Annotated in this window: 1 pseudogene; it reads left to right on the forward strand. The window is 78.7% G+C overall.

The annotated features are described in order from the left end of the window. Positions 1 to 1,499: pseudogene (locus tag ACFTXQ_RS36555) on the forward strand (SUKH-4 family immunity protein); the annotation flags it as partial. Between the last annotated feature and the right edge of the window lie 726 nt (positions 1,500 to 2,225).

Genomic DNA, 2,225 nt, shown 5'->3' on the forward strand with positions numbered 1-2,225 from the left:
ATGCCGCGACGATGCTGGCCGGGCCGGCCGTCGTCGGGGGGCCGCCCGCGCCCCCCGGCCCGCCCGGTGCTCCGGGTGGCGGTCAGCCGCCCGCGCCTCCGGGCCCGCCCGGGGCCCCCGGGGCGGGGCAGCCGCCCGCGCCTCCGGGCCCGCCCGGGGCCCCCGGTGGCGGGGCCCATCACGCCGCCACCATGCTCGCGGGTCCCGGAGTACCGCAGCCGCCCGGCCCGCCGGGGGCGCCCGGTGGCAACGGCTCCCTCGGTGGCGGGCTCGACCATGCCGCCACGATGCTGGCCGGTCCGGCGGTCGTCGGTCAGCCGCCCGCGCCTCCCGGCCCGCCCGGGGCTCCGGGTGGCGGGGCCCACCACGCGGCGACCATGCTCGCGGGTCCCGGCGTACCGCAGCCGCCCGGTCCGCCCGGCGCTCCCGGGGCTCCCGGCGCGCCCGGTGGCGGGCTCGACCACGCCGCGACGATGCTGGCCGGCCCCGCCGTCATGGGGCAGCCGCCCGCGCCTCCCGGCCCGCCGCCGGGCGGCCCGGTCGCGGCGGCGGCGCCGCAGCCGCCGGCTCCGACCGGCGCGCCGACCGTCGGCCCCGGCTACCAGGCGGTGCTGCGCTACCGCGCTCCCGACGGCTCCGAGCAGCAGTTGATCCGCCGCTCGGCGCCCGGCACCCCGCACCCCGAGTGGCAGATCCTGCACGAGCTGCGCGCCATGAACGTGCCGCCGCAGCAGGTGCTGGAGCTGCACACCGAGCTGGAGTCCTGTGAGCTGCCCGGCGGTTACTGCGCGCGGATGATCCGGGAGACCTGGCCGCAGGTGCGGATCACCAGCGTGGCCCCGTACGGCAAGGACCACGCGGGCCGTCAGCAGGGCATGCGTCATCTGCTCACCCATCAGGGGGAGTTGCACCAGGTGGCGGACGGCCCGGCGCGCCCGGCGCCGGTACGGGCGCCGCTGCCGCAGGTTCCGCTGCAGCCGGCGATCCCGCTGGAGGCGATCGCGCAGGAGCTGACGGCGGCCTTCGGTCCGCAGGGCGTGTTCCGGTTCGACCAGCGGGCGGTGTCCCGGCAGGGTGTGCCGGAGATCGTGGCGCAGACGCTGGTGTGGTCGGGTCTGCCGGTCGATTTCGGGCCGTTCTTCTGGGCGCAGGCGGTGCCGGGTCAGCCGGTGCCGACGCTGGCGGAGATGGCCGCGCAGCGGCAGGTGCAGCCGGCGTCGGACGCGGGCTCGTACCTGGTCGTCGGCAGCGACTTCGGCAAGGCGCTGTGCGTGCAGTACGGGACCGCGCACATCGTGGCGGTGCCGGTGGAGGGCGGTCCCGGCGGTGCGCCGGTGCCGCCGCAGTTCGTGAACTCCAGCCTGCCGCAGTTCGTACGGTCGCTCGCGATGCTGGGTCACATGTGGCGGCTGCGGCAGCATCTGACGCCGGAGCAGGCGGGGCGCTGGACCGTCGATTTCCAGGCGAATCTGGCGGGGCTCGACAGTGCGGCGCTGGCCCCGCAGACGTACGAGGACCTGAGCGAGCGGGCGCGGCGGATCCTGCTGCTGGCGCAGGAGGAGGCGGAGTCCGTACGGGAGGAAGCGCGGGCGGACGCGTTCGCGACGCTGGGTGCGGCGGAGGCGCATGCGGACCGGGCGGCGGAGCTGGCGCGGCAGGACGCGGAGGCGGTGCGTGAGCAGACGGAGGTCCGGGCCCGGCAGGGGCTGTTGCGGGCGCAGCGGGAGGCGGACGTCGCGCGGGCGGAGGCGCGGGAGGACGCGCAGGTGTGGCGGGCGGAGGGGGTGGCCGCGCTGGCGGAGGTGCGGCGGCGGTCGGAGGCGGTGCTGGCGGAGCGGGAGCGGGAGCGGGGGGAGCGCTGGGAGGCGGCGGAGCGGGAGCTGGCCGGCCGGGAGGCGGAGTGGGAGGCGCGGCACGCGGAGCTGGAGCGGTACGCGGAGGCTCGGCTGGCGGAGGCGCGGAGGGCTTACGCGGAGGCGGAGGAGTCGGCGCGGCACGGGCAGGAGGACGCGGAGGCGGTGGCGGCGGAGCTGCTCGCGGAGGCGGGGGTGCGGGAGGAGCGTGTGGGGCGGGAGACGGACCGGGTGCTGCGGGAGCATGCGGAGGCGCAGGAGGAGATGCGGGCGCACATGGACCACATCCGCGCCAGTCTGGCGGCGCTGACGGGGCGCGCCCCGGCCTGACCCTGCCGGGGGCTTCGTGGGGGCCGGGGCCGGGGGGCCGGG

It is taken from the genome of Streptomyces sp. NPDC057010, from assembly GCF_042673805.1.
In the GTDB taxonomy this organism is placed as follows: Bacteria; Actinomycetota; Actinomycetes; order Streptomycetales; family Streptomycetaceae; genus Streptomyces.